Source organism: Anaerobiospirillum sp. NML120448, assembly GCF_023050945.1.
Taxonomy (GTDB): Bacteria; Pseudomonadota; Gammaproteobacteria; order Enterobacterales; family Succinivibrionaceae; genus Anaerobiospirillum.
The window spans coordinates 18,778-38,390 of the sequence record NZ_JALKIM010000031.1 but is presented as its reverse complement, the minus strand read 5'-3'; the positions used below and the strand labels follow the sequence as shown (position 1 = coordinate 38,390).

8 protein-coding genes are annotated in these 19,613 nt (G+C 40.9%); 4 read left to right on the top strand and 4 right to left on the bottom strand.

Annotated elements, in window-relative coordinates:
• Positions 1-282 precede the first annotated feature (282 nt).
• Both MXE38_RS06850 and MXE38_RS06845 read right to left on the bottom strand, forming a co-directional pair.
• Entirely contained in the window at positions 283-1,200 is a 918-nt protein-coding gene (locus MXE38_RS06850; RefSeq protein ID WP_246913431.1) for a flagellin, read from the bottom strand.
• A 101-nt stretch (positions 1,201-1,301) separates the two neighbouring features.
• Positions 1,302-2,207 carry a flagellin gene (locus MXE38_RS06845; protein ID WP_246913429.1) on the bottom strand — a complete coding sequence of 302 codons (906 nt, stop codon included), beginning with the start codon at positions 2,205-2,207 and terminating at the stop codon, positions 1,302-1,304.
• Between the two features lie 1,359 nt (positions 2,208-3,566).
• On the opposite strand from MXE38_RS06845, the gene ybgF reads away from it, so the two are divergent.
• From ybgF to MXE38_RS06825, 4 genes are all read left to right on the top strand, one after another.
• Positions 3,567-4,403, top strand: a complete 837-nt coding sequence (gene ybgF / locus MXE38_RS12520) for a tol-pal system protein YbgF (protein WP_246913427.1) — start codon at positions 3,567-3,569, stop codon at positions 4,401-4,403.
• A gap of 686 nt (positions 4,404-5,089) precedes the next feature.
• Positions 5,090-7,018, top strand: coding sequence for an autotransporter assembly complex family protein (locus MXE38_RS06835; RefSeq protein WP_246913425.1), 1,929 nt, complete (start codon positions 5,090-5,092; stop codon positions 7,016-7,018).
• Between the two features lie 2 nt (positions 7,019-7,020).
• Positions 7,021-12,549 carry a translocation/assembly module TamB domain-containing protein gene (locus tag MXE38_RS06830; protein ID WP_246913423.1) on the top strand — a complete coding sequence of 1,843 codons (5,529 nt, stop codon included), beginning with the start codon at positions 7,021-7,023 and terminating at the stop codon, positions 12,547-12,549.
• Between the two features lie 470 nt (positions 12,550-13,019).
• Entirely contained in the window at positions 13,020-15,302 is a 2,283-nt protein-coding gene (locus MXE38_RS06825) for a hypothetical protein (protein ID WP_246913422.1), read from the top strand.
• Between the two features lie 151 nt (positions 15,303-15,453).
• On the opposite strand, the gene MXE38_RS06820 is transcribed toward MXE38_RS06825, so the two are convergent.
• Together MXE38_RS06820 and MXE38_RS06815 are read right to left on the bottom strand one after the other, a co-directional pair.
• The gene (locus tag MXE38_RS06820) at positions 15,454-16,620 is read right to left on the bottom strand and encodes an alpha/beta hydrolase (RefSeq protein WP_246913420.1); all 1,167 of its coding nucleotides are present in this window, start codon (positions 16,618-16,620) and stop codon (positions 15,454-15,456) included.
• Positions 16,621-16,897: 277 nt separating this feature from the next.
• Positions 16,898-18,340 (bottom strand): hypothetical protein, encoded by a 1,443-nt coding sequence (locus MXE38_RS06815; RefSeq protein ID WP_246913418.1) that lies wholly within the window; start codon positions 18,338-18,340, stop codon positions 16,898-16,900.
• Between the last annotated feature and the right edge of the window lie 1,273 nt (positions 18,341-19,613).

Below are 19,613 nucleotides of genomic sequence, written 5' to 3'. Positions count from 1 at the left end.
AGTCAATTTCGATCGATTGAATTTAGTATTTGACGGCATACTATGTCTCCTGTATTATAGGCGGTCGCAGCATAAAAGCTGCTCCCGCCATGTTTTTCTATGAAGACAAGTATACCCCATCATTTAAGGAAGAAACGTTAGTATTTACGTAAACTGCCATTTTTATTACCTCTATATACTCGTTCTATTTGTCAAAAGAACTATTCTTAATCTGTAAAGAATCCCTTAAGACCACATATTTGGCTTAAGGGATTTATTATCTAAAAATTAGATAATTAGTAATTAGCCAAGCATAGAGAGGGCTAATTGTGGACGGCTGTTAGCCTGCATTAACATAGAAGTAGCAGCCTGTTGAATAATGGACTGCTGGCTTAAGTTTGCAGACTCCTCAGCAAAGTCAGCATCGCGAATACGAGAACGAGCATCGGACTGGTTAGCAGCAACGTTAGATTGGTTGCGGATAGAGGACTCAAGTCGATTTTGGATGGCACCTAAGCCTGAACGCTGAGAATCTACCTTAGCAATCATAGCGTCCATTAAAGCGATTGCAGCTTTTGCAGAAGAGGCAGCGCTTAAAATAATAGCTGTATTGGTTGCAGCCTTGGTTACATCGCCTGGGGTGCCTTTTACAGCAGATAAAATATCTTTGAAGGTGAATGCAGCCACATCAAAGGAGATCTCATCACCCTTATTAGCACCAACTTGTAAAGTGAGCTTAGCGCCTTTACCTCTATCAGCAGTAGCTACTTGTGAACCATAAATAGTTTCAGCACCTGTAGCACCATTTAATACAGTCTTGCCGCCAAACTTAGTTTGCTGAGCAATACGAGTAATTTCAGCAACTAAGGCATTACCTTCGGTTGTTAAAGCCTTACGATCCTCAGCGGTGTTGGTACCGTTGGCTGATTGTACGGCTAAGGTACGAATCTTTTGGAGCATTGAGGAGGTCTCATCAAGAGCACCTTCAATGGTCTGGGCTAAAGCGATACCGTCATTGGTGTTACGGTTACCTTGATTTAAACCGTTGATTTGAGTGGTTAAACGATCTGCGATTTGTAAGCCAGCTGCGTCGTCCTTAGCAGAGTTAATACGCATACCAGAGCTTAAGCGCTGATAAGTAGTGGTTAACTGGTTCTGAACGTTATTTAAATAGCGACGGCCATTTAATGAAGAAACGTTAGTATTTACATAAACTGCCATTTTTATTACCTCTATATACCCTTTTAATTTGTGAAATGATCCCTTAAGACTATAAATTTTGCTTAAGGGATAAAGTTATCTGAGAGTCAGATAATTAGTAATTAGCCAAGCATAGAGAGGGCTAATTGTGGACGGCTGTTAGCCTGCATGAGCATAGAGGTAGCAGCCTGCTGAATAATGGATTGCTGGCTTAAGTTTGCAGACTCCTCAGCAAAGTCAGCATCGCGAATACGGCTACGTGCATCAGACTGGTTAGCTGCAACGTTAGACTGATTGCGGATAGAGGACTCGAGTCGATTTTGGATGGCACCCAAGCCAGAGCGCTGTGAATCTACTACAGCAATCATCTTGTCCATAAGCTCGATAGCTGCCTTAGCAGCAGAGGCAGTACCTAATACAATTTTGCCATTTGAGAAGCCAGCATTAGCATTCTTACCTGCTGCAACAGATGCAACAAAGCTGAAAGTAAATTTGCCTACATCAAAAGAAATTTCATCACCTTTATTAGCGCCAACTTGTAGGGTAAGCTTGCCAGCAGCAGAGCCAGTACCATTTTGTGCACCATAAATTGTATCAGCAGAGGTTGCACCATTAAGAACGGTCTTGCCACCAAACTTAGTTTGCTGAGCAATACGGGTAATTTCAGCTTGAAGAGATTTTGCTTCAGTATCAAGAGCCTTACGATCATCAGCTGTGTTTGTGCCGTTTGCAGATTGTACGGCTAAGGTACGGATCTTTTGGAGCATTGAGGAGGTCTCATCAAGAGCACCTTCAATGGTCTGGGCTAAAGCGATACCGTCATTGGTGTTGCGGTTGCCTTGGTTTAAGCCGTTGATTTGGGTGGTTAAACGATCTGCGATTTGTAAGCCAGCTGCGTCGTCCTTGGCAGAGTTAATACGCATACCAGAGCTTAAGCGCTGATAAGTAGTGGTTAACTGGTTCTGAACGTTATTTAAATAGCGACGGCCATTTAATGAAGATACGTTGGTATTTACGTAAACTGCCATTTCTCTATACCTCTATAATCTCAAAAAATTCTTTTAGCTGACTGTGTTACGTACTTATTAACAGTCTCTTTCTTTTTCTGTTTTTCACAAGAATGAACAGAAATTTGTGCTTACATACCACTTAACGGTATATGATTGTAATAGTTTAAATATTTTAGCAAATAGCGTAAATTAGCCTTATAAGAGCAAACATAGATACAAACGCTAGATAATAATCTATAGCGTTGTTGTAGCATTTGTTCGTTATAGGTCATTCTACTGGTGTTTAGATAGGGTGGTTAGGCTTACTTTGAAATGGAAAGGGCAGCTTCTTTGTTTATGTTCAGACTAATTAGGGCAAAATATTTTCATGGCAGCTGATATATGTGCTTACGTGGTGACACTGTGACACTATCCCTATCAAAAGTATGTTTTACTTTTTGGGGTTGCTACGTGGAAAGGATGATTGGGGAGTGGTTTGGCAAACTGCGTTGGGCTGAGTGAGGGATTTGGATGGCTGGTGGCGGTATTGAAATTTTGGTCATTATGGAGGATGAGATAAAAAGCTAAGCAAGAGCTGTGTTTATTTTGCTAAAATAGAGAACTGGGTTTAAGTAGCCTTTATGATTAAAGGTGTTGGGCTCAATATTTTGCTTGTTTATCTGTTTATTATGGATGGCAGCAGGATATAAGCGTTTGTTGCATATAAGGTCTTACTCAAAAGAGTAAGTTTGTTTTAGTAGAATGTATAGAGGCTAGGAATCAACTTAAGAAGGCTAGGTAGCTTTGTTTAAGTAGTCTTAGCTATTATTTTGGCCAATAGTTTCATATCAAGGCTAAATTTTACTTTCCATCATGCAGCTAAAACAGTTTAAAAGAGCTATTTGTAAAAAGCTCTTTACTATCACTAACATGCTTTAAAAACTCACTATGTTGAGCACCTTTATTTAGGTGAGGAATACTTGTTTAAACAAGATAAAGCGCAAACTTATTGTAAATAGCAATGGGGCTAGGCCAGTTTGGTTTTATTTTACGGACGTAAAGTCTTAAGACTTGGTTGCTAAGAGTAATACTATGTGTGCGCTTGTTTGTAAGGACAGCTACGCTTTGCTTTGTTTAGCGCTAAAGAGCGTTACATGGAGTTAGTTGGCTTGGCTTGGCTTGGCTTGGTAAAGGTTGTGGGCATAGTGTAGTGATGAGCTTATAGGGCTGATGAGTGGTGGTGGGTGAAAGTTAGCTTGAGGTGGCTATTACCATGCTTGACAATGGCATTTAATTGGGCTTTGGCATGATGAGGAGCCTAATTAAATGTCATTTAAGGTTGGGGTGCGAGCACTTATTTTAGTGTGCGGCCAGAGGCAAATACAGGAGATTTTTCAAGTGCAAGTTAAAACTTGGTTATCAATGAGCTCCTTGGCTAGTGCAGTGATGTTATTAGTTAGTGCTCCTGCTTGGGCTGATGAGGCAGCTTTGCAAAGACAAATTGAAGCCCAACAGCGAGCTTTAGCTAGTCAACAAAATCAGATTTATCAGCTTCAAAATGATATTGCTACTTTACGTGGTGAGTTAGAGCAATTACGCTATTTAAGTAGCCGTCAAGGTGGTAGTACTTCATCTGGAAGTAGTTCAAGTGGCTCAACCATTGTGTCTTTACCAATGGGTAATGTAGCTGCTAATAACAATGCTTCATCAGCCTCTACTGGTGCTAAGGGTGGTGCTGGGGCTGGCCCTGTAACCCCTATGGGTAATGATAACTTAGCTGCACATAATGCAGGCCCTACTACTAATAACAATAATGCTGCTTCCTCCCAAGGTAGTTCAGTAACCTTAAAGGGTGTAGATGCCAAGGCTAAGGCTGCTTATGAAAGTGCCTATGCTAAAGTGCAGCAAAATGATCTTCAGGGAGCACAAACTGCCTTTAAGAATTATTTAGATACTTATCCAGATAATGCACTTACTCCAAATGCTTGGTATTGGTTAGGACAAGTACAGTACTCACAGGCTTCATATGAGCAGGCACGTTTAAGCTTCTTAAATGTAGCTCGTTACAGTGACTCACAAAAGCGTCCTGACTCTTTATACAAGCTAGGTATGATTAGCAAGTTTTTAGGTGATACTGATAAGGCCGTGCGCTATTACCAATTGGTAATTCAAAGTTATCCTAATGATGCTGCTGCTACTTTAGCCAGTCGTGAGCTTCAGCGTCTACAAAACTAGAATTGTTAATTGATATAGAGCTCCTAGTGAAATATTTTCTAGGAGCTTAATAGACAATAATACTGACAACACTAGTACTTAAGGTTTAAGCTTAGCTTTAGCTAGTCTTATCCTCATATTTACCTGATATAAGAGCGCTTGTGGCATTTATTAAGCTCTTTGCCTAAATATATTAAGGTAGTACTTTACCCAAGTACATTCACATGCCTTATAGGGCATTTACTCTTAGATTATTAATTAAGTAACTGTTGCTTGAAGCTAGCTAAAAGTTAGCCTGGGGCTCTTAATTTGGGGTATTTAATTTTTAAATAGCCTACAAATGCTCTTGCTGTTATTACTCTATGGGTAATTGATGTGTGCTTCATAGAATTGTGATTAAAGCTTAGTTTTACTTAGCGTAGCTATTAGGGCTTTTTGGTGCTTAGCGGTCATTGGCTAGGCCTTGATTGGCGGTGCCGTTTCATGCAGTGCCGTTTTATGCAATGCGCTACTGTGCTGTTCTTTTCTGTCTTGTGCAGGGTAGGGCAGGGCAGGGCATGGCATGGCAAGGTAGGGCAAGGCAGGGCGCTGTTATGCAGAGCATGGCAGAGCGCTGCGAGGCGGGGTTGCTTTGATGGGCTTGGTAGGATGTTTGCTGAGCGGGCGATTAGTAGATAATTTACTCTTTTTCTAATAGGACAAAGATAATGCTCAAGGGCGTATTACTAACTATAAACAAGAGATTGGGTAGACTTAGCTCACCTGATGAGTCTTTGTTATCCTCTAGTCTTGTTTTAGGTAAATTAATAGCAGCTAAGAGCAAAGTAGTAAATCAATCTAAGCAATGCTTAAAGGCCATATCTGTTAGTTGTTGCTTATCTTTAGCCTATCTTGGTGCTGCTGGGGCTATTTCTGGTTGCTCGAGCTCTGATTTGCCAGAGCATGAGGTCTTAGTTAAAGATCCTGTTGATTTTAAGGTTGAGGGCGTTAGTGGAGAATTACTTGCTAATGTTGAGGCTCACTTAAACTCTATGGCTGTGATCTCTAAAAAGCGAGCTTTCTTTTATGTTCGTGAAATAGAGGAAGTATCTCGTAAAGCGCTAAGAGCTTATGGTTATTACCATCCTAAGATTAAAGTTACCTTGCCTAATAAGGATGACGACAAGGCTCGTACTGTTTTAGTCAATATTGATCAAGGCAAGCCTTTATTTATTCGTAACTGTACAGTAGAGATTTTAGGTGAGGGTTTAGAGTATCAGGTTTTCCAAGATATTTTAGACAGCAGTAAATTACATCCTTACGAAAAGCTCAACCATGGCTATTATGAGCAGCTAAAAAAAGATATTCACCAGACAGCTTTATCCTTGGGATTTTTCGACGGTAAGTTTACTTCATCTCGCATTTTGGTTTACCAAGACCAAAATGCTGCCGATATTGAATTGCTCTACGATTCAGGCAAGCGCTATAAATTTGGCAAGCTTCTTATGGATGAGGCTACTGCTAAATTATTTATACCATCAGAAAAATTACAAAAATTCCATCAAGGCGATGATTTTTCAACCTTAGATATTAATAATTTCACCTCTTATTTAAATCAAACTGGTTATTACAACTCAGTTGATGTGCGACCAGCGCTAGATCAAGCACAAAATTATGAAGTGCCACTAGAGTTAAGATTAGACCGCCGTCCTAATAATAATGTTCGCTTGGGTGTTGGCTTTTCTACTGACGAAGGCCCTCGTGTCTTAATGGAGTGGAATAAGCCTTTATTAAACGATCGAGGTGACTCTTTTAGCTCTTTGACTACCTTAACTAAGGTTACTCAAGAGGCGCAATTCATTTATAAAATTCCACGTAATAATCCTAATTTAGATTATTACACTATCAATGCGTCACAAATGCATGTGGACTTAAATGACACCTTATCAGATCGCTCTCAATTGGCTCTACACTATGTGGCTAATGAGACAGGCGTGTGGCGACGTGATTATGCATTACGCTTAGAGTATGAAGATTACAGTCAGGGCAGTGAAGATGGTTATGCTTTAAATTTAATTCCTGCTTTGAAGTTATCACGTCGTGAAAGCTCAGGTGGCTTTGATCCTAGTAGAGGCTATTCCTTATCCTTAGAGGTATTAGGTGGTTCTCGTGCTGTTACCGATCATAGCTTTGTCCAAGCTAATATTTCTTATAAGGGTGTGATTTCTCCTAGTGAGAATACGAGATTTTTATTTAAGGTCAACCAAGGTGCTACCTTTGGCCCTGATTCAACCAATGTGCCACCAAGTTTGAGATATTTTGCAGGTGGCGATAACTCTATTCGTGGCTTTGGTTATCGTGATCGTGCCCCTATGCAACCTTACGGTACAGGATTAAAAGGTGCAAGATACTTAACCACTGGTACAGCTGAGTTTCAATTTCCTTTTGGTGTCTCTAGTTCACGTTTGGCTTTATTCTTAGATGCAGGTTTGGCCACCGATGAATACGATAGAGAAAATGAGATTTTATATGGTCCAGGTATTGGCTATCGCTTCTTATCTCCTTATGGCATTGTCCGAGTTGATATAGCAGCAGGTATTCAAGAAGAGCACGAAAACCAATACCATTTACATTTTGCCTTTGGCCCAGAGTTCTAATCATGGCACAACAAGATAAAGAACAAAGTAAAGCTACCTCAGTAGCAGCCAACCTAACAGGAGCTGTCAATAAGCATCCTGAGCATGATCATGGGCAAAATGACAGCTATGACAAGCTCAATGGAGTAAAGCCACGTCGCTCCTTATGCTATCGTATTTTCCGTAGCTTAGTAGTGCTGTTTTTAAGTCTCTTGGTAGTACTAGGTGGCGTTTTATATTATTTCTTAGGTACCTTAAGTGGTGCTCGCCAGGGCTTGGAGCTGGCTAATAATTTCATTCCTGATTTTATTTTTATTGATACTACTATTAAGTCAGGCTCGGTACTGGAGGGCTTGCAATTAGGTGAAACCCTGGTTGATATCAAGGATATTGTCGCTATTAATGCCGATAGTCTGACCCTAGACTATGATTTATGGCAATTAACCGATGGCCTATTTGCAGTGCAAACCTTAGAGGCCACAAATCTTGGTGTGTCTTTGTATGATCAACTTTTCGTTACCGATCCTAATAAAGTTGATCCACCAAAAGACCCTAATGAGCCGCCTTTTAGACTTTCTTTCCCTGTAGAAATTGCTATTGATAATTTCCACGTCAGTGATTTTAACTTCCGTAGCCAAATTGTGGATGTGCAAGTGGATGATTTGCAATCTCAGTTATGGGCACGCAAGGATAATGTAGGTACTAAAAATACCAAAGTTGATACTATTAATGTCCATTTAAAGAATTTATCTGATGTAGCCTCTCAAGAGGAGCAAGCCCTTGCAGCTGCTCAAACTGATAAGAGCCTTGCTATTGTGCTTGATGGCCAAATGGTAAAGCTTGATGATGTTGGTGCTTCCGTTGATGCTTTAGTGCAAGCAGCACAACGTGGTGAGTCTGTAGAGGTGGTGCTTTTAGATAGACATAACCAAGAGCAAGCTGCCAAAACAGAACAAGAACTCTTTAGCTCTTTAAAAGAAGGTACTCAATACTATGATACCCATCATAAGAGCGCACCTGGGTCTACTCGTGTAGTACATGATTCTTTATCTTTAGTACAGCCAGGCATGGTGTACTCTGACATAGAGCTTTTTGCCGATGCTCTTGAGTCTGCCTTGTTAAATCGAATGCCTGTGCCTACTTTAATCAATGTCAGACCATCTATTGCTGATCCCTATGTAAGTCAGCTTGATTATAAGTCTAAGGTTAATAAGAAAAATTCTGACGACTTTGAGAGCACTTTGCTCAACAAGGTCGATTATAACGATCCAGATTTGGCCAATTATCTAGCATTGGATAAAGCAGGTAATGCCTACTTAATGGCAGAGGGCTACCACTTAACTAGTGGTGCAGCCCATAATGGCGCTATGGCAGAGAGTCAGCCTAACCATAACCAAGTGGCCTCATCCCAATCTGAGGTTAAAGATAGTACCACAGCAGCTGCTAGCGCTACTCAAGGATCTCAAACAGCTACAGCCACGACAGCTCATAATGTTACTGCTACGGCTGCTACATCGGCTGCCGCTGCCGCTGCCACTGCCACTGGTGCTGCTGCTGCTGCTACTACAACTACTACACCAGTTCCAAGCTATGAGGTGAACAATGATGGGCTTAGTGGTGCTACTAGTGTGGATGGTATTACTAGGGCTACTGCCTCGGCTGTGGCTAATCAGGCTAAGGTGGCTCAGTCACAAAAATCTCAGGATGTGGCAGCTAAGATCACCTCGGGTGAGCATCCCAAAGTTTTAGTTAAAGAATTTGGCTCAGGTAATGGCTTAATTGCTACTTTGCCTAAGATTATTTTGCCTTTTAATATTGAGGTGGATAATTTTGTTGCCAAGAAAGTTCGCTACTATCAAGAGGGCTTTGATACTAAGCAAGCTGATATTGTGATTAATGCTTCTTGGTATGGTACCAATTTAAAGATTTTTGATATTACTTTAGACCATGAGTTTGGTAATTTATTTGCCGTAGGTGATCTAGATTTTAATGAGTACTTTGATCTGAACTTTGTACTAGAGGGAGAGGGCTATAAGAATGATGCTACTCATGACTTTATGCAAGGTTTACTCTATGGTCTTAGTGGTGACTTTAAGGTTTCTGGTGATTTAACTGATTTAAAGCTTAAGAGTACTTTAAATTTAGGAGGCACTTCTAATTTAGATGTGCATGCTAATGTGCTCTCGGGAGCTTTGCCTATTAGCGTTAAATTAGAAACGAGAAATATCACCTATCCTATTTTTGGTAAGCCATTGGTTAATGCTAAGGCTATTGATTTACAAACTAGCGGTAATTTAATCGATGGTGTTAATGTCTCTTTAGACGCTAATATCTCAGGTTTTGATTTTAAAGATGTAGTTTCAACTCTCAGAGCTCAAATTTCTTATGAAAAAAGCCATGTAGACAAGTTTGAGGTAAAAGGCTCCTATATGAATGAGCCTATGCAAGCTTCGGTAGTGGGTGACTTTTTCTATGGTAAGGTCATAGGTGCTGATGCCAAGATCCTTGCTAAGGTAAAGGATGCTGGCTTCTTATCTCCTATGCTAAAAGGTGAGCTTAATTTAGATGGTGATTTTGTTGCCATTTTAAACCAAAAAGAATTAGCTAAAAGTGCCGTATCCATTGCTAGTGAGCCTGTATATTTAGAAAAGCGTATCCCTAAGACCTCAGTAATGGTCGAGGACTTTGATGCTGATACTATTGAGCAGCGCTTATTATCTCAAGTAAAGAGTGGTGGCTTTACTAAGGGTCAAACTACCTTATTAAGTTCTGCTGCTCGCTTAGCTAAGAATCAAGATAAGAGCAAGGCTAATACTAGTGGTGAGCAGGTAGATGCCAATAAGAGCGCCATTGATCCTCTGGTAGCAGCTGCGGCAGATACTGCTGAGGAACAATTGCTCTCAGGTGCTAACTTAGTAGAATCGACCTTCCATGTTCCAAGCTCCAAGGCTTTAGCAGCGGTCAATTCAGGACAAGCGCTAGCCTCAGTGCGTCCAATTTTAAAGCCTAACTTGCTATCAGATGGTGTGCCTGATGGCCCATATGACATGCTCATCTCACAACAAGAGTACTTAGATGCAGTACGCTTTGTTAATGAAAGTGGTGATTATGAAAAATGCGCAGCACTTGCCAACGGTGCGGACAAGGAAAATTGCGTTAAGGCTAATAAAGATAATTTCTTAAAGACTATCTTTAGTGAAGATTTACCTGAGATTATGACTAATATTCGTCATATTAAGGGAGATCTCTTTATTAATGGCTATAAGGCTAAGCTTGATATTAGTGATGTAGTAGGTGATATACATCAGGGCTTTAGAGTAGAGCTTATTAAGTTTACTCAAGCTGATAATGTCATCTTAGCTGAGGGTCAAGTTACTGGTCGTGGTGCTGACTTAAATCTTATTATCGACTTAAAAGATCTCTCTACCTTGGTTCCAAGTGTAGAGGGCTCAGTATCAGCCTATGTCTCTAGCACAGGTAATTTATCAGATCTTAACTTTGAGCTCTCTGGTTCTTCACCTTTAATTAAAACAGGTGATATGCGTATTAGAAAGTTAGTGTTTAACTCTGCTTTTAATATGCAAACCCGTGCTATTAACTTTACTGCTCTGGCCGATAGAATACGTTGGTCTAAGAGCTTGGCCGCCTCACGACAATGTTTTATTGATGTCTCAGGTACCGCACTGCGTCACAATATTTCAGCTAACTGCTCAGGATTGGCCGCTGCTTATATTAATTTAGATGGCAGCCTTGATTTTGTTAATAAGATTTACAACTCTAATTTATTAGAAATTTATCTTAATACTGAATCAGCAGGCTCATTGTCCTTGTTAAATCCAGTGTATGTACATGTTGATTATGGCAAGATGGAAGGTGAAATTACGCCTATTGACCTTAAAGGCGAAGTGGGTAATTTAAAGGTAGCCCATACTACTTTCTCTTCGGGCAATGTTAAGAGTCATGTCAGCTTGCAAGAGTTTAATTTAAACTCCTTAAAGGACTTTATACCAGATAGCATTAAGATGCAGGTACCACTTAATGTCGATGCCAATATTTTGGTTAAAAATGGTGATCCTGATATTAAGCTTGCTGTCCAAAGTGATAAGGGTGTGGTCTTTAGCACTGTAGGTGCTGGTTTTGTATATGACCACTTTACCTTTAACTCTCACCTTACTAAGAGTCTCATGCATAATGTCTTAGATATTAATTTGCGTGATGGTAGGGGTAATATTGATAGTGTGGTAGATATTAAAGATCCTATGGGTAGGGGCTTACTCTCAGGTTACTTTAAGATTGACCAATTTGATTTACAAACTATCTCTAATATTGGCCAAAGCTTTAGTGAGCTTAAGGGCTTTACTAATGTTGATGCGCAATTAGGTGGTGATTTAAGCAAGCCTCTCATTACAGGTTTAATTTCCTCCAAGGGCTCAGCTGTACCTCGCTATGATGTAGGTCAGGTTAATGACTTTGATATTAAGCTCAAACTACTAGGACAGCAAGGTGAATTAGATGGCTCTATTGTGCTCAATGGTGGCAAACTTGATTTAGGTGGTAACCTTGATTGGTCAGAGGGGGCTAATGGTAATATTTTTGCCAAAGCTAAGTCCTTACCTATTTTCTTAGTAGGTTATGGTATTGCTCGTGCTGATATTGATACTCAAGTAACCCTAGGTGAAGTGTTAGATATTAAGGGCAATATTAATATTCCAAAGGCCGCTATTAGTGTTGGTGCCGTAGGCTCAAGTGGTGTATCGGTAAGCTCAGATGAAATTGTAGTACCTGCTACTGGTACTCAAGCACTAATGAGCAAAGCTCCAAGTAACTTTAAGAGCACTATGGATGTCAATGTAGGCTTTGGCAAAGATGTCCAATTTAAGGCTATGGGCATGGTTAAGGGTAGATTAGCTGGTGGTATTCACATTACCAAGAAAGAAAAGGAGGTTATGCCTCGTGCTACAGGTGAAATTAATGTAGTTGATGGTGATGCTGATATTTATGGCCGCAAGTTTAACTTTGAGCAGGCACGTGTAATTTTCTACGATGACATTACTAATCCAAACCTCAATATTGAGGTCGTAGCCGATCGTGACTATATTGAAAGTGATGTTATGGTAGGTGCTCGAGTATTAGGCACAGCACAAAGCCCTGAAATTAAGCTCTTCTCTAAGCCAACCATGTCAGAAAATGAGATCCTCTCATATATTCTCTATGGTCACGGCTTGGATAAGAATGCTATTAACCAAGACTCAAATAACTCCAACATGCTCTTAGGCTTGGGTGTATCTGGCTTATCAGGTATTGCTCAGTCCATTGTAGGCTCCTTTGGTGTACAAGATGTGCAATTAGGTACTCAAGGCAGTGGCGATGAAATGCAAGTAGAAGTACAAGGCTATATCAATAGGCGACTGAGACTGTCCTATGGCTATGGTGTCTTCTCTACTGTAGGTGAATTTAAGGTGCGCTACGAGCTGGTGCGTAACCTCTATGCCGAATTTGTCTCCTCCATCGACAAAGCCGTAGACCTCGTCTACTCCTTCGAGTTTGACTAAGGTAGCCATACTCCTGTAAATCTTGGAGGATGGTTTAGTCTTGGGACAGCAAAGCTGCCCCAAGGCCTTGGCCCTCCTTGCCAGGTATAAGAAAGCAGAGCAAGCACCAGGGAGCTACCAAATTAAGCTATGTTTATAGAGTTTAACGGGAGGTAATTGTAAAATAGCTTGATGAAAGTAAGCTTTTAGCTCTAACTATTGGTTAGCTAAAAGGGCTTTGCTAAGCTTTTTCAGTTCTAAGCCTAAAGTTAAAGGCAATTAGAGCGATATTAAAATTAAAGTTGACAATCAACATCATACTAGCAAGAGATCTATGCTCTATTACCAAGATCAAACTGATATACTAGGTTAAGAAACATAATGAGCATTTAGTCTTAATGATGAAATTTGCACAAGTATGTCCCCTAAAGACCATCATAGAGCTTACGCACTAACATGCGTAGGTATTGTTATTTTTAAAGGAGAAGACCATGCGCAGCTTGGATAGCAGTTCTGATCCCAAGATTAATCGTATCTTGGCCCAGAGCAAGAATTGGACAATTCCTCACAAGGCTGCGTTCAAAGCATCCTTAATAGGTATGGGCCTTCCTTTACTAGTAAGTGCTGCTATGGCCCAAGAGCCTAACAATAGCACCATGATGAATACCCAAAGTGCTCTTGAGCAAGCTCGTGCCATGCAAATGGCCAGTCAGGCCCCAGCCCAAGCACCAGCCCCAGCCCAAGCTCCAGTTGCTAGTTCAGCTCCCAATAACATGGTCTCAGCAGGGCAGACTATGTCTGCCTTGGAGGCTGCTCGTGCTGCCGCCTCAGCTAGTGCACGCACCCAAGTTGCCGTTCCAGCCCCTGCTCAGGCCCAAGCTCCTGTTCCTGTGGCCACAAGGGCTGCTCCTATTACCAATCAAAATGCTCAGGCAATGCCAAGTATGCAAAATAGTGGTGCGCCTGTAGCGCCCGTAGCCCATGGAGCTCCTGCTACTAATAGGGCTAATTCTATGGCTGTGCAGGGTAGCGGTCAGATGGGCAATGGGGCTGCTAGCATGGTTCCTATGCTTAATGTTTCTACTGAGCCAACCTCGCCTGCTGCTGCGGTGGCTGCATCCTTGGCTAGCAAGCAAGCTGCTTATGAAAATAGAATGACTCCGCCAAGTGCTAGAGAAAATCAAGGCGGTGGTATTATGTTTAATCATAAGCATCATTGGTTCTACGATGAGCAATTACAAGAAGAGGATGTCATTAATCTCAATGTACAAATGGGAGGTATGACTGTTCCTCGTCCTAATATGAATACTGATTACTCAGCCAATAAAAGCTTTATTGGTCATGGTAATGCTCATTATGATGCCCCAAATATAAAGACCAATGCTAATAACACTGGTGCTAACGCTAAAGAGGATCCTTTAGCTTCTCCTTATTATGATCCTTTTACAGGTGAGGTTAATGTTCCTGAGAGTGTTAAAGCTCAGCAACGCTTAGACCGTATTGCCGCTGAACAGCAAAAGAAGTTAACCGAAGAGGAAGATCGTTTAGCCCAATATGATATCGATCGTGCTAAGCAATTAACTGAAGATCCTAATTACAAGCCTTTTGGTGATTTTGCCGCTCACGATCGTATGTACCGCCGTATGCCTTTGGGCAAGGATGTTTTCTATGTGGCCTCAGGTAAGGATATCAAATGGTTGCATAATCAAATTGCGCCTATTGAGCGTGATTTAGGTGCTGATATTGGCTTTGTCTTATTAGACCAAAATGGCTTGGTGGCCTTAAAAGATAATTCTCCTTTCCCTTTATATGGCTTAAGTAAGTTCCACTTATCTTATGCTGTAGGCGCATTAATGTCTGTGCGTGCTGAGAACTCATCTCATCAAGTAAAATTTGATGCTGGCCGTTTAAGCCGTAATATTGTGTCTCCTTTATTAGAGTCCTTAACTGGTGCTAATAGAGCGGCTATTGAAGAGTCAGTAACTGGAGGCTATGGTGCTCGTCGCTCTAAATCTGAGCGTAATCGTATGCTTGCTAGTGCTGCTAAGAAAGTACAATCTGGTACTGCCGCTAAAGATCGTGCCGAGGCTCGAGCCAACTCTGTACCTATCAATCAACAAGCCACAGCCTATACTACTGAAACTCATGGCAATAATATGACCATTAGCTTAGGCGAGTTAATGTTCTATAACTTGGCTTTGGGCGATGCTAATGCCAGCTCTATCTTGCTTGATTATTTAGGTACAATTAAGACCTTGGAAGTTTTCGATAAGACTAAAGGCTTAGAGCATGTACAGTATAAGACTAGTGAACTTGATACTGCTATTAGTCCTGTATTAATTGAAAATAACCATGCTCCTTTATATGAAAGTGCTAAGTTATTTGCTTCTTACTCCCAAGATAAGGATATCTCTCTTGAGGTAAGACAAGCCATTAATGATATGCTCTATAACAATCAAGCTACCCGTAATACCATTCAAAAGGGTGTACGAGAGTCTATAGAAGGTGAAAGTGTTGAGGTGCTCAACAATTTTAATATCTACTCTCAAGGACAGTCTGCTGATTATATTGAAGCCCGCCGCTCACGCCCTGTAGTGAGTGATATGGCCTTAATTGAATACCGAGGACAGCGTATTGTTATGGTAATTGCTTGTCGCAATATTAAAGGCCAGCTCAATCGTACTCAAGTAAACGCCGAGGATGCTATTGCCTCAGTTGCTCGTGTGCTCTTTGAGTACGAAAAGTACCGCATTAATTCTCGAAACTTTAAATAATCCTCAGGCCCAAATGGACAACCATTTGGGCTTGTTCATTTTAAGAGGGGAAGCAGCGCAAGTGCTGTTCTTGAAAAGGCAGAACAAAAAGCCCAGCTTGGTTAAGCTGGGCTAATGCATAAAAGCTGGTGTTCTAGTACTTACTATCTTATTAGTAGTTTAAGTGGCGGTTAAAGTAGCCAAAGAGGTTGCGGTAGTACTCTTGGGTACGCTCGGCTTGAGGGTTAGCACGATCAAACCAGTGGAAGAGACCTTCGGCTAAAGTGAGTTCTACTGGGACATTAGCGTTTAAAAGGTCGTTGGCATAAGCTAAGGACTCTTGGGCAAAGAGGTCAATATCACCTACAAAGATATAGGCTGGAGGTAAGTTGGACTTATCTTTAGCAAAGCTTGGAGAGAAGTAGCCTAAATAATCAGTTTTGGAGATCATCTTGAGGCGTGGATCTGGGCCCATTTTCTCAACTTCTGAGACATCACCTAATAGGCTCCAGGCAAAAACATTAGACTTTGGAGTCCAAGTAAGTTCGCCTGCTACTTGAGACTTGTATGGGCTTTGCTCGCTACCAGTACGATAGTCAAGCATAGGGGCAAACATGATTTGAGCTGCAATAGGGAAGTCGTAATGATCACGGTTATAAAGAGCTAAAGCAGCAGTAAGGTTGCCACCAGCACTTTCACCCCATAAGAAGATACGATCTTGGTCGATCTTGTATTCCTGAGCATTGTTAAACAAGTAATTTAAGGCGCTGTAATTATCTTGTAGTGCAGCAGGGAATGGCTTTTCGTGGCTTAAGCGATAGCGAGGAACAGCTACTAAAGATTGAGTAGTGTTAGCAATTAATTGGAAATGCTGGGCCTCATAGTAGGCATCACGGAACAGATAGCCACCAGCATAGGAGAATAAGATTAAAGGACGATCTGCTCGTCTAATGCCCTTGCGCTCACCTTCTTTAAAGACTGGGCAGGACTCACTATTAGTCTCACAAAATTGTGGCTCATATAAGGCAACTTCAATCTCAAAGCCATCTTGTTCATTTTTAACAGTAATAAGCTTTGGCTTAATAGTGGTGAATTTGTAGTTAGCTTTAGCCTTATCAATATAAGACTTAACTTGGTCCAGGGAGGTAAATTCAGCAATAAAGTTCACGGCTGCCTCTTGGTATTCAGAATTAATGCGATCGGCGTGTTTTAAGGAAGATAGAGGATCTTGAGCTAAAACAGCACTTGAAGTAAGGGCTGATCCTAAAATTAAACCTAAGAAGGTAGTTTTGAGTGCTTTACTAAGCTTAGAGTGCTTAGCAGACAAGCTAAAAGACATAAAAGCTCCTTATACGACAAAACAACTAAACGATATCAAAAGCACGGCATAGTAAAAAAGCTAGTAGACATCATTACAAAGGGTTAGCCTATCGCAAATTCACTAAGGTTTAATACCACTAAAGCCCCATACAAGATGCATGGGGTAATTGTGATGTGTTGTGTTGTAAGAAATTATAGTGGGCTTAACTTAGCTAGAACTTGGGGCAAAAAAAATACACCCCAAAGACTTAAGTGTTAGGCCTGGGGGTGTATTAAGATTAATTCTTATTAAGTAATTAGATGCGACCTAACTCGTTATAGTAGCGACGGAAGGTAGACATACCCATGTTGTAAGCATCTTGATCCTTGTTAGTATGGAAGAAGTTGCTAAAGAAATTGTCGTTTTGATAGCGAATCACAGAGCCATTGAGCTGCTGGTTTTGCTCAAAGCTATTCTTTACTAAATCAAAACCATTAACCATGGCATCTTTAGCATTGCCTGTGAGCTCATAAACAGAGGTGGTGGCTTTAAAGGCATTGAGTACTACGCTAGAGTCAAACTCTTTGTAAGCCTCAGGATTAGAGGTAGAAAATTCCTCAGCATCCTTTTGTTTGTCCTTAAGGTACTCATTAATGTCCTTTACTTTACCATCCACAAAATTCTCAAAATTCTTGGTAAAGAGATTAGATAAGTAATCTGAGGCACCATTTTGCTTAAGGATTTCTTGGCCCTTAATCATGGTAAGGCCTAATTGATAGCCCAGCTCCTCCTCAGACTTGCTCTTATCTTCGGTCACAAAGCTGCTTAAAGTAGATTGTAATTTGCCTAAGCTATTAAGGTCATTTAAGGTAAAGGAAGCATTAGTATTTTGAGCCTCAGTATTGGCATCTGCCTTCTTGAGGTTAAGAACAGTAGAGTTCTCTTTGGTAGCAGTAGCGCCATCAGCAGCGTTAGCTGCTTTTAGTTTGGCTTGTTCTTGAGCTTGGGCTTCTTTGAGCTTTTCTTGCTCATCTTTTTGCTCGGCGGCATGATAGACCAAAGCCTTGGTAAGAGCTACGTCGTCAAAAAGGAAATTATTTTCCTCGTCTTTTAACTGGGCTTTTTTGAGATACTCCTTACCCTCATCAGACTTCATGAAAGATAGCATTTCATCTTTCTTTTCATGGACAAACTCGGTTAAGGCTTTGCCAATTTCATGCTTTTGGCTACTAATACCTAAGGAATCAAATAAAGAAGAGGCGCTATCTCCATAGTACTCAGCTAAATCTTTTAAGCCAGCTTCTAATTGCAGATCAAGCTCTTGTTGCATCTTTTGCTTAGAGCTCTCAGAGAAATGACCTTCCTCAATTTGATGGCTTAAAGAGGCATATTTGGCTGCAATGGTGGTAACAATACCCTCGGCATCATAATCAGAGAGGTTTTTCATCATGCCGCCATCTAAGGCAAAAGCACGAATATAGTTAGCAAAGTCCTCGCTATCGCCGTTAGTTTCTACCTTATAGGAGAGCTTAGAGAGCAAGTTAACATTGCCCATGGAGTTGTCTTCGTAGAGATTTTCAAAAATCTTATCTACGCTAGTGCGGGAACTAGCAGCGGCCTTTTGTGCTTGTAAGTTGCTAGGTAGCTCTTGTACTGAGGCTAAGGAAGCATTTTGATTAACTTTAACATTGAGGTTAAAGCCGTAACCTGAGTTAGTTTTGCCAGATAGGATCTGACCTCCAACATTGAGATTTAGCATAGTACTCATCCTTATCATCGACCCCTAAGGAGGCACTTATTCTAAGCCTTATGCACCTAAAACTATCAGAGCACGCCTTGAGGTAAGAAAAAACTTATAGGATAAATAAGCACGAGTAGTGCCAAATTTGCTTTAGTTGACAGGGCCAGAAGCAAAATATCTTTCTCTAGATAGCAATCTAGCTATTACCAAAAAGTTAGCCAAAGCTTATTCAAACATGCTTTTTAAGCAAACTAGTAAAATAATCATAATCACATGTTTTAAATTGGTGCATTGAAAGCCATAAAAGTAAAGCTCCACCACCAAAAGTTCCATCCTTGCCGCTTTAACCCATACGGCAAACTTCCAATGCCATCGCCCCTCTAAATGGCAAGGATAGTGGCAAGGGCAAGGCCAATAGAAATGGCAATGGCAAGGGCAAGGGCTATGACCTATGCCAAGGGCAATGGGCCTATGCTCTCATGACTGCCTTTGCTTCCTGGCTACCATTAGCTCAACAAGAGCTCTCATTAAGAAGCATAAAGCAGCTCTAGAGAAAAACTCAGCATCATTCCCTAATTACATTCAATACACTGTTGCTGTAAAACACCTTATAGCAAAAGCTTCACCTTGCTGCTCTTGTGCCTTTTAGAGCAGAGTAAGTTGTTGCCTAAAGCTACAGCTACAGCTACAGCTACAGCTAAAGCTAAAGTTAATGGCACTAAATAAAACACGGTAAAGTTCTAGCTAAGAGTTCATAGCTAAGACCTAAGGTATTACTTATACGCTGTAGCTAAAAGGACTTGGCTATGCTGTAGCCAGAGCAACTAAAAGAGTTTATGAAGCTTTTGCTAAAGCCAGAGCTAAAGCTGTAGTTTAAGTAAGCTCTGGCTCTTGTGGTCTGTGGCTGCTTGCTGCTCATGGCTTGTTGCTGCTCGTATCTTGTGGCTTATCGCTTTTTGCTCATGGTCATGAGGGCTATTTGGTGCTGTTAGAGGAGCTTTATGAGAGCTAAGAGATAGGGGATTGGGCGTTGGTGTGGGAAATATGGTGGTAGGAGATTGGGTGGCTTATATGTTTTTTTGTAGGGTAAGTTCAATTGTTGAGCCAATTGTAATGACTTAATAGTGTATTACGATCTATAATTACGCAATTTACACTTATGTTTAGTATGTCAGAAGGTCTTGCTATTAAAGCTTAAGTTAAGAGTGCTTTTAAGGGACTGGCCTGACATTTACAGGTAAATTCAGAAAAATAGTTAGTTATTTTTTTTTCTGATTTTGCTTGTATGGTG